At 70.9% G+C, this 9,531-nt stretch carries 9 protein-coding genes; 2 read left to right on the top strand and 7 right to left on the bottom strand.

Going from position 1 to position 9,531, the window contains the following annotated elements:
- Positions 1-486: 486 nt before the first annotated feature.
- Positions 487-762: a glutaredoxin 3 gene (gene grxC, locus D7V97_RS34345; RefSeq protein ID WP_120614844.1), complete on the bottom strand. Its 276-nt coding sequence runs from the start codon at positions 760-762 to the stop codon at positions 487-489.
- 105 nt (positions 763-867) lie between these two features.
- Positions 868-2,013, bottom strand: a complete 1,146-nt coding sequence (locus D7V97_RS34340; protein WP_158623515.1) for a heparan-alpha-glucosaminide N-acetyltransferase domain-containing protein — start codon at positions 2,011-2,013, stop codon at positions 868-870.
- Between the two features lie 280 nt (positions 2,014-2,293).
- Between D7V97_RS34340 and D7V97_RS34335 the strand changes: the two genes are divergently transcribed.
- Positions 2,294-4,903 carry a U32 family peptidase gene (locus D7V97_RS34335; protein WP_120614842.1) on the top strand — a complete coding sequence of 870 codons (2,610 nt, stop codon included), beginning with the start codon at positions 2,294-2,296 and terminating at the stop codon, positions 4,901-4,903.
- A 6-nt stretch (positions 4,904-4,909) separates the two neighbouring features.
- Here D7V97_RS34335 and D7V97_RS34330 read toward each other — a convergent pair whose 3' ends face one another.
- The 4 genes from D7V97_RS34330 to D7V97_RS34315 all read right to left on the bottom strand — a co-directional run bounded on the left by D7V97_RS34330 (position 4,910) and on the right by D7V97_RS34315 (position 7,924).
- Positions 4,910-5,656 (bottom strand): queuosine precursor transporter, encoded by a 747-nt coding sequence (locus D7V97_RS34330; RefSeq protein ID WP_120614841.1) that lies wholly within the window; start codon positions 5,654-5,656, stop codon positions 4,910-4,912.
- A gap of 104 nt (positions 5,657-5,760) precedes the next feature.
- The gene (locus tag D7V97_RS34325; protein WP_120614845.1) at positions 5,761-6,495 is read right to left on the bottom strand and encodes a dihydroneopterin aldolase; all 735 of its coding nucleotides are present in this window, start codon (positions 6,493-6,495) and stop codon (positions 5,761-5,763) included.
- A gap of 62 nt (positions 6,496-6,557) precedes the next feature.
- A complete protein-coding gene (locus tag D7V97_RS34320; protein WP_120614840.1) occupies positions 6,558-7,283 on the bottom strand; it encodes an SDR family oxidoreductase in 726 nt (241 codons plus the stop codon).
- 152 nt (positions 7,284-7,435) lie between these two features.
- Positions 7,436-7,924, bottom strand: coding sequence for a hypothetical protein (locus D7V97_RS34315; RefSeq protein ID WP_120614839.1), 489 nt, complete (start codon positions 7,922-7,924; stop codon positions 7,436-7,438).
- A gap of 139 nt (positions 7,925-8,063) precedes the next feature.
- On the opposite strand from D7V97_RS34315, the gene D7V97_RS34310 reads away from it, so the two are divergent.
- Positions 8,064-8,780, top strand: coding sequence for a class I SAM-dependent methyltransferase (locus D7V97_RS34310; protein WP_120614838.1), 717 nt, complete (start codon positions 8,064-8,066; stop codon positions 8,778-8,780).
- A gap of 13 nt (positions 8,781-8,793) precedes the next feature.
- Here the strand turns inward: D7V97_RS34310 and D7V97_RS34305 are convergent, their stop codons facing one another.
- Entirely contained in the window at positions 8,794-9,321 is a 528-nt protein-coding gene (locus tag D7V97_RS34305; RefSeq protein WP_120614837.1) for a GreA/GreB family elongation factor, read from the bottom strand.
- Positions 9,322-9,531: the final 210 nt, after the last annotated feature.

Here is a 9,531-nt window from a genome sequence, read left to right as displayed (position 1 = left end):
GGGACGGGTGGGCGGATCCGAGGTGATGGGCGGCACCGTCGTACCCGGACGCGCGACGCCGACGGGCGCGGGTTCGACCTTGCCGGTACAGCCGGCGAGGCCCGCGAACAACCCGGCGGAACAGACGATGGTCGTCAGGGGCAGGCGGAAGCGCATGCGGACTCCTCGTGGGTTCACGGCGCGGGAGGGCGCTCGCGGGTCGGCGGGCAACGGGGAGAGGCGCGTCGTCCATTCCGTCAGGGGAAGGGACGCCACAGCCACCTGGCTGCTGGCCAGTCAGACAGGGAACGTGAATCCGCGCGGTTGGGCGTGGCGCCAGACACCCGCGGATGTGGCGCGGGGTGGGCACCGCGCGCAGAACAGGCTGCTTCCACCGTCAGGAACGACCGACCCGGTCCCCCGTTGCCGAGGGACGACAAGGTCAGCCGTCTCCCCGGAAACGACCACTGAACGGAAGTGCCTGTTCAAACGCGAACCGCGACGACCTCAGGGGGCGGTGGACGACCCGGCGCCGTCGAGCAGCGCATCCAGTTCGCCACACGCCTCCAGCGCATACAGGTCGTCGCACCCGCCGATGTGGCGGCCCGCGATGAAGATCTGCGGCACGGTGTGGCGGCCGCAGCGCTCCTTCATCTCCTCGTGCCGCTGCTCATCGTCGGCGACGTTGAACTTCTGGAACGCGCAGCCCTTCTCCTGGAGCAGGGCCATGGCCTGGCGCGAGTACGGGCAGGTGGGCTTCATGTAGACGATGACATCGGGCATTCACGACCTCCTGCGTCGAAGGGTGGGGACGCCCTATCGCCTCCGCCACCCTGAGAGCGGGCGTCCGCTCTCCTGCCCGTCCGCTCTCCTGCCCGTCCGCTCCTGCTACCGGGCGCCCGAAGCGGGCACCGCCGCGGGAAGCCGCGTGGAGACCTCCTTCGCGCGGTCCCGCAGGTCCCACGCGTACAGCGCGCCCCACTGGAGCGCGGCGGTGGCGACGAACAGCAGCGGCCACAGCGGCGAGTACGGCAGGCGCAGCAGGTAGAGCCCCACGTAGTACACGTAGAACTGGAGCATGAACGCGAGCAGCGAGTGCCGGCCGATGACGCTCGCCATGCGCATGTAGCGCGACAGGTGGCCGGCCTGCTCCGCGCGCATCAAGAGCCCCATCAGCGCGAGCACCGTGCCGCCGTAGAGTGCGACGTAGGCGGGCCCCGGCGGATACTTCTGCGCCTGGGAGGTGAGCGCCATCAGCGTGGTGAAGCCGGCGCCGTGCCACAGGTGGTGCACGGCGATGTGGAGCACCATCAGCCCACCGCCACAGGTGGCGATGCCCAGGCCCACGAATTCGAAGCGCCGCGCCACGCCCTTCGGGTCCGCGCGCCCCCACGTCCCCAGCCACTCCCCGAACATGCTGCCCACCAGGTACACGCCCATCCACGGCACCACCGGAAAGCTGGAGAGCAGCACGGACAGCTCACGCTGGCCGAAAAGGGCCTCCTTGAGGACGCGGGCATAGGCCGCCTCCGGCCACCACGCCAGGCTCACGACCCAGCTCACCGCGAACAGGGCCACGCCCAGTGCCGCGCGCGTCCGGCCGTTCAGCCGCGTCACCACCCAGGGGCCCACGAGCAGCGCCAGCCCGATGGTGTCCGTCACCGGAAGGACGCGCAGCAGGTACAGGGGCGCGTCCGCCCAGAAGCGACACGTGGGGACGATGAGCACGTGGCCCACCGTGAGCAGGAACAGGCCCCGGCGCTGGAGCCGCGTGCGCAGGGGTGGGAAGTCACGGCTGCGCGAATGCAAGAGCCCCAGCATCAGGCCGCTGATGACCATGAAGCCGGGTGTGGCCATCATCGTCAGCAGGTTCATGCGCTCGCGCAGGTGCGCGTGCTCGCCGCCCAGCGGATAGAGATACGCATCCGCGAAGTGCGAAAGGAACACGAGCAACATCACCGTGCCCCGCATGGCATCCACCGCTTCAAGCCGGCTGGACGCGGTCCGCGCCCCCGACATCCGCTCGCGTTCCATCTGATGTCCCTTTCGGAAATGGCGCGCGGCTCTACGGTCTTCCCCCCACCACATGACCGGCTGGTGCCTGTTGGGCGCGCCTACCCACTGGGATACCACTTCATCCGCTCAATAACAAACATCTGGCTGGATAATCCTCACGTCACTGGAATTCTTGTCACGCCAAGGACCCGTCTGGCTTGGGGGTGGGGCCGTGGAAACCCCGTACCCAGGTGCCTGCCGTACAGAGGGGCGAGCAGCGGATTGAGAGGGGTAAAGGCGTTTTGCTAGGTAAGGGCGTATGTCTGACAAACGCCCCGAAATCCTCGCCCCCGCCGGTGACCTGGAGTCGTTGCGTGCCGCCCTCGCCAGTGGCGCGGACGCCGTCTACTTCGGGCTCGACGAGGGTTTCAACGCGCGCGCCCGTGCGGAGAACTTCTCACTGGAGCGACTGCCGGAGACGGTGGGGCTCATCCACCGGGCCGGCGCGCGGGCCTACGTGACGCTGAACACGCTGGTGTTCGAGCCGGAGCTGCCGGTGGTGGAGCACCTGCTGCGCGGGGTGGCTCGGGCGGGTGTGGATGCACTCATCATCCAGGACCCGGCGGTGGCGCTGCTGGCGCGGGCGGTGTGCCCCCAGTTGGAATTGCACGCGTCCACGCAGATGACGCTGTCGAGCGCGGAAGGGGCGCGGTTCGCCACGGGCCTGGGCTTCACGCGGATGGTGGTGCCTCGTGAGCTGTCGGTGGCGGAGATCCGACGGCTCGCGTCACAGACGGACATCGAGCTGGAGGTCTTCATCCACGGCGCGCTCTGCATGTCGTGGAGCGGCCAATGCCTCACGAGCGAGGCGTGGGGTGGGCGGTCCGCCAATCGCGGTCAATGCGCGCAGTCCTGCCGGCTGCCCTATGACCTGGTGGTGGATGGGGAGACGCGCGACCTGGGCGAGGTGAAGTACCTGCTCAGCCCCAAGGACCTGGCGGGCGTGAGGGCGGTGCCGGAGCTGGCGGACATCGGCGTGCACAGCCTGAAGATTGAAGGGCGGCTCAAGGGGCCGCAGTACGTCTCCAGCACCGTGCAGGGCTATCGCCGGTGGCTGGACGGCGTGATGGCGGGGAAGCCCGACGCGGCGCGGCTGGCGAAGGACCTGGCGGAGATGTCGCTGTCGTACAGCCGGGGGTTCTCGCACGGGTTCCTGGCGGGGTCCGACCACCAGACGCTGGTGGAGGGGCGGTTCCCGAAGCACCGGGGGCTGTACCTGGGCCGGGTGCGCGCGGTGGCGGGCAAGGACGTGCTCGTGGTGCCGGATGACCGGCCGTGGACGGGCGCGCTGGGTCTGGGTGATGCGCGGCCGGAGTCCCCGGCGGGCACGGTGTCGGCGCCGCTGGCGGGTGAGCCGGATCCCGCGGACGTGGATCCGCGGCCGGGCATGGGCGTGGTGTTCGACGCGGGCGCGCCCGAGGACAAGCACGAGCCGGGCGGCCCCATCTTCCGCGTGGAGCGCGAGGGCGACGCGTGGGTGCTGGGCTTCGGCCACCCCGGGCCGGACCTGGGCCGCGTGGCGCCGGGGCAGCGCGTGTGGCTGAACAGCGACCCCGCGCTCGCGCGCCGCACGGAGGGGCTGCTCGCGGAAGGAGAGCCCGAGGGCCGCATCCCGCTGTCGCTGTGGGTGTCCGGCGTGGAGGGTTCGCCGCTGCGCGTGCGGATGAGCACGGGGCGGTTCACGCGGGAGGCGGTGGGCACGACGCGGCTCGCGCCTTCGCGCGGCGCGGGCGTGGATGCCGCGCTGATCAAGGACAAGCTGGGCGCGCTGGGCGGGACGGCGTTCCACCTGGCGGAGCTGGAGTGTTCGGGCTTGGCGCCGGGGCTGCACCTGCCGGTGTCGGAGCTGAAGGCGCTGCGGCGGCAGCTGGTGGCGGAGCTGACGCTGGACGTGGAGCAGGGGCCTGCTCGGACCGTGAGCACGGAGGCGGTGGAGCACGGGGTGCGCCAGGGCCTGCTGGCGCGCGTGGCTTCGCGGCCGGTGGAGGCTTCGCCGCGCTTGTTGCCGCTGTGCCGCGATGAGGCGCAGCTGGAGGCGGTCATCGCGGCGGGCTTGGGCGAGGTGGAGCTGGACTGGATGGAGCTGGTGGGGTTGCAGCGCGCGGTGGAGCGGGCGCGCTCGGCGGGGCTGCGTGTCACCATCGCCACCGTGCGCGTGCAGAAGCCGGGCGAGGAGGGCTACGACACGCGCCTGGACCGGCTGCGGCCGGATGCCGTGCTGGTGCGCCACTGGGGCGCGATGATGCACTTCCTGGAGCAGCCGGCGGGGGCGTCCCGGCCGGTGCTGCATGGGGACTTCTCGCTCAACGTCACCAACTCGCTGACGGCGGCGCACCTGCTGGGGCTGGGATTGGACACGCTGACGGTATCGCACGACCTGGATTCGGATCAGCTGTTCGCGCTGCTGGAGAAGGCGCCCGCGCACCGGTTCGCGGTGGCGCTGCACCACCACATCGCGACGTTCCACACCGAGCACTGCGTGTACTCGCACACGCTGTCCAACGGGCGCGACTACAAGGCCTGCGGGCGGCCGTGTGAGAAGCACGCCATCGCGTTGAAGGACCGGCTGGGATTGGAGCATCCGGTCATCGTCGACGTGGGGTGCCGCAACACGGTGTTCAACGCGCAGGCGCAGAGCGCGGCGTCACTGGTGCCTCGGCTCTTGGAGCGCGGCGTGCGGAGGTTCCGCGTGGAGTTCGTGCGCGAGACGCGCGAGGAGGCCGCTCGCGTGCTCACCGCGTATCAGGAGCTGCTCGCGGGCCGGCTGTCGCCCGCGGAGGCCGTGAAGCGCGCGGCCGTGCATGAGCAGTTCGGCGTCACGCGCGGCACCATGCAGGTGCTCAAGCACCCGGCCGCGAACGCGCGTTGAGGTGGTTCAGGCCGCGCGTGCGGGAGGCGCTTCGGCGACGGGGGCCGGGAGGTTCACCGGCTCACCGTCCTCTCCCAGCACCACCGGGGCGATGCCCAGCTTCCGCTCCACGAAGGTGTGGCCCAGGTAGATGAGCGGCGTCAGCCCCACCGCCACCAGCAGCTTCACGGCGTAGGACGTGAGGATGATCTGGATGATGACCTTCTGGGGCAGCACCCCCGTCCACGCGAGGTACTGCACCACCACCGTGTCGATGAGCTGCGACACCACGGTGGAGCCCGTGGCGCGCAGCCACAGCATCCGGTTCTGCGTCGCGCGTTTGATCAGGTTGAAGACCGCGATGTCCGCGAACTGGCCCACCAGGTACGCGACGATCGACGCCATCAGGATGCGCTGCGAGCCGGCGAACACGTTGTTGAACGACCCCGCCACCGTCCCCGAGTAGCCCGCCGCCTCCGTCATCGGCGCCCAGGGAACCCGCACCGCCACGGTGATGAACACGAAGGTGAAGATGGCCATGAAGAAGCCCACCCACGTGACGAACCGCGCGACCCGCTTGCCGTAGAACTCGTTGAGGATGTCCGTGAGCAGGAACGTCACCGGGAACAGCAACATCCCCGCCGACATCACCGCCAACACCGGCCCCAGGTGCACCTCGAACAGCTTCACGCCGATGATGTCGCCCGCCACCAGCGAGGTGACGAACACCGCCGCGAGTACGACGAAGAGCTGAATCCGCCTGTCCAGGTTCATCCGACGTGTCCTTCGTGAGCCCGATCCACCGCGCTCGCGAGCTAATCACAGCCCCGTCGCACCGTCGCCTGGCCGCCCCCCCTCACGGAGCGTGCGGCCTGCGCCTATTCGGCCGGGTAGTACTGCGCGCCCGGCGCGGGCGGCGCCAGTCTTTCTGACGCGTCCGGGACGCCTTCAGCCAGGGGCACGATGCGCGGCCGGTACACGCCCAGCACCGTCTGCTCGGTGGCCGTGGGGTTGTCGTAGCGGTGCGCGAGCCCTCGCGTTCCGTGGAACGCCATGCCCCGCCCCACCGGCTGTCCCTGGAGCAGCAGCCCCGTGCCCAGCACCAGCTCACTCTCCTCCCGGTTCCCATCCACGCGCGGAGGGATGACGCCCCCAGGCTTCACCCGCAGCCGGTACACGCCGTACGTCGCGCCTTCATGGATGACGTCCACGCAGCCGAAGGGCGTCTCTTCCGTCGCGTAGACCATCGCGTCCGCGGCGCGGTGCACCTGGAGCGACGGGATGGCCAGCCCGCCCAAGGCTTCCGGCTTGGTGACCCGCACCGTGGCGGCCTGCACGCGCGCCTGTGCGCCGGCGTCCGTGGGCGGCGCCAGGAGGTAGCGACACACCGCCTCCGCCGCGGACTCCAGCAGCTCGAAGCGGCACGCATCCAGGAGGAAGCGCAGCTCGCCGGCCAGCCGCCCGTAGTGCACCGTGTTCGCCAGCTTCCCGCCCACCGCCGCCTGCCTTGTGTCCAGGAAGAGGGCCACGTCCAGGCGCAGCGGTTGCGGTGTCACGCGCTCGCGGTTGTAGATGCCCACGATGCAGTCCGCCGTGAGCCCGCGAAGCTGCATCACGTCCAGCGGCCGGCCCTGCGCGTCGTTGACGAGCGGGTGGATCAACGGGGCGTCATCGCTCACAGCTGGGCGCTCCTTCCACCATCCACGGCGATGACCTGCCCGGTGAGGTACGGCGCCTCGCGCGCGAGGAAGACGACCGTGCGGGCGATGTCCTCCACGCTGCCCTCGCGGCCCATGGGGATCCGCTGGCGCAGGGCCTCGCGCGTCGCTTCGTCGAAGTCGTCGGGGAAGGCCGCCACTCCGGGTGCGATGGCGTTGACGCGCACGTGCGGCGCCAGCTCCACCGCCAGCGCGCGCGTCAGCATCACCAGCCCGGCCTTGCTCACGGAGTAGTGCGCGTAGTGACTCACCGCCCGCTCCCCACCGATGTCGGTGATGTGCACGACCACCGGCTCCTTCCCCGCGCGCAGGGACGGCAGCAGCGCCTGCGTCAGGAAGAAGGGCGCGTCCAGGTTCACCGCCAGCATCCGGCGGTACGCGGCCCGGGTGATGGAGGCGAAGTCCGTCCGCTCGTAGAGGGCCGCGTTGTGGACGACCACGTCCAGCGCGGGGTGCGCCTGCCGCACCTTCGCGCCCAACGCGTCCACGGCGTCCGGGTCGGAGAGGTCCGCGCTGTACAGCGTGACGTCGCGGCCCAGCGCGCGCAGCTCGTCCGCCAGTGCCTCCAGCGGGCCCACGGAGCGGTTCGCGGCCAGTGCCAGGTCATAGCCGGCGTGGCCCAGCGCGCGAGCCACCGCGCCTCCGATGCGCACGCCCGCGCCCGTGATGAATGCGGTCCCCATATGCGGGTCTGCCTAACAGGCCCGCACCGGAAAGGCACCCGGCGCCTTCACGCACAAAACACCGCGGGGCGACACCTGGAGAACCCCCTCTCCAGGCACCGCCCCGCGTGTCCCCTGCTTGTGTCGTCCCCTGCTTGTGGCTGGCGCTTCGACTACGGGTAGTAGGCCACCGTCATCCAGCGGCGCCCGCTGTACGGGATCCACACCCACTCCGTCACCGCCTGGTAGCCGCCCGCGACGTAGCGCTGGTCGTAGTAGCCCGGCGTGCAGCGCACGTGGCGGCCGTGGCGGCCACGGGACACGCACTGCTCGGGGACCCAGACCTGCTCGTAGCGCGCCGGCACCCAGTGCTCCACCGTCTGCAGCTCGTAGCGGCCCCGCGAGTCCACCGGGCGCGGCATCGGACGGGCGTTGCAGTTCGGGCCGCGGCAGCCCACGTAGCGGCGGGTCCGCTCGTCGTCATCGTGGTAGCGGAACGCCTGGGACTCCCGCGGCGCTTCCCAGCCGCCCTGGTTGTTGTCGCGGCTCCAGCGTGCATCCGCTTCGGTCGGGCGACCGCGCGAATCCGCCGCGAACGCCGTGGAGGAACCGAGCAGCAGTGCACCGAAGGCCAGGGTCGAGAGTGCGAGCTTGAAAGCCATGTCTTCCATCCTCCGTTGTGTTGCTTGTCCTGACTGACGGGCCCCCCGCCGGAACATTCAAAGCCGGTCGGGTCCCCCGGGCCCCAGTCCCCCTTTCTCCGGGTGGCGCGCCGGGTGGGATGTGGGTACACCTGGGCGCATGTTCCACCGCGATGGCCCCACCCTCCGGGAGTTGGCCCGGCAGGCGCTCACCTCCGTCGAGCAGGGGTATGACCTGCTCGCGCCCAAGTTCGAGCACACCCCGTTCCGCACGCCGGATCCGCTGCTCAAGGCCGCGTTCGCCCAGGTGGGCCCGCCCGGAAGCGTGGGCACCGCGCTGGACGTGTGCTGCGGCACCGGCGCCGCGATGCGTGTGCTGCGCCCGCTGTGCCGCGACCGCGTCGTCGGGTTCGACCTGAGCCAGGGGATGCTGGACGAGGCGCGGCGACGGCTGGGGGACGCGCCCGGCACGGCGGCGCTGGACTTCGTGCGGGGCGACGCGCTGGCGCTGCCCTTCAAGGCGGAGTTCGACCTCGTCACCAGCTTCGGCGCCTTCGGTCACATCCTGGAGGAGGACGAGCCGCGCCTCGTGCAGGGCATCGCGCGCGCGCTGAAGCCCGGAGGGCGCTTCGTCTTCGTCACCGGTCAGCCGCCGTCCGCGCTGAACCCCGGCTACTGGGTGGCGAAGGGCTTCAACGCGGCCATGCGCGTGCGCAACGCGCTCTGGAAGCCGCCGTTCGTCATGTACTACCTGACGTTCCTCGTGCCCCGGGCCCGCGCCCTGCTGGAGGCGGAGGGGTTCGACGTCGAGGTGCGCGAGGGCGGCATGCCGAAGCCCTTCGGCGGCCTCGTCACCGTCATCGCCACGAAGCGTTGAGCGCCGCTCACGGTCACGGACCCGGCGCGGCAGTTTCGGGCTCCCCGTACTCCACCGCGAGCAGCTCGTACTCCACCGGGCCGCGTGGCCGCTCCACCGTGACGACCTCGCCGGCTTCCTTGCCCAGCAGCGCGCGCGCCAGCGGGGACTCCACGCTCAAGCGCCCCGCCTTCACGTCCGCCTCGTCCGGTCCGACGATGCGGTAGCGCATGCGCTCGCCCTCCTCGTCCTCCAGCACCACCCACGCGCCGAAGAAGACACGCCCCGCACGCGACGGATCCGGCTCCACCACCCGCACCTCTTCCAGGATGGCGGAGAGCTCGCGGGCCCGGCGCTCCCGCTCGCGCTTGCGGACGCCCGCTTCCAGCTCCGGCCAATCACCGGCGCTCGGATCCGGCCCCTGCAACGAGAGCCACTCCTCCTGGAGCGCACGGTGGCCTTCGGGCGTGATGTAGCGCTGCTCCACCGACGCCGACCGGGGGCGCGCGGGGGTCAGCCCCTCGTCGCCGCCCCCATCTTCCTTCGTGAACGCCTTGGACATGGGCCGCTCCCTCCTCCCAGGAAATTTCTCAACGTTTCCCGGGATTTGCAGGAGGGGCACGCTCCCCTGCCTGCTTCACGGGGGCGTGACCGGGAGCGGGTGCGGCTCAAGGCGGGATGACTTCAGACGCCTGCGTCGGTGGCCATCGGGGCCGCGGTCTCGCTGGGAGACGCGGGCGCCACGGGCGTCGTCTCGGGCGTGGTGCTGGAG

Source organism: Corallococcus sp. CA053C (genome assembly GCF_003611675.1).
In the GTDB taxonomy this organism is placed as follows: Bacteria; Myxococcota; Myxococcia; order Myxococcales; family Myxococcaceae; genus Corallococcus.
Note: the sequence above shows the minus strand (reverse complement) of the source record. Positions and strands in the feature narration are given on the sequence as shown.